1 protein-coding gene is annotated in these 297 nt (G+C 24.9%); it reads right to left on the reverse strand.

Features of this window, described 5'->3' with window-relative positions:
- Window positions 1-297, reverse strand: a 297-nt coding sequence (locus tag NG918_RS16525; RefSeq protein ID WP_252227138.1) for an ATP-binding cassette domain-containing protein, incomplete at both ends; no start/stop codon positions are given.

Below are 297 nucleotides of genomic sequence, written 5' to 3' on the forward strand. Positions count from 1 at the left end.
TCATCGGCTAATATTAATGAAGGATTTTTAACTATTGCTCTTGCACACGCAACTCTTTGTTTTTGTCCTCCAGATATTTGGTATGGATATTTATTTAATATCTCTTCTATTCCTAATTCTTTTGCTACATTTTTTATTAATGAATCTATTGATCTTTTTCTTTTATTTTGAATAGTTAATGCTAATGCTATATTCTCATATGCTGTTAAAGTATCTAATAAATTAAAGTCTTGAAATACAAAACCTAATTCATCTCTTCTAAAATCTTCTAAAGATTTAAGTTTTAATCTAGTAATA

It is taken from the genome of Clostridium sp. ZBS2 (assembly GCF_023845855.1).
Classification (GTDB): domain Bacteria; phylum Bacillota; class Clostridia; order Clostridiales; family Clostridiaceae; genus Clostridium; species Clostridium aquiflavi.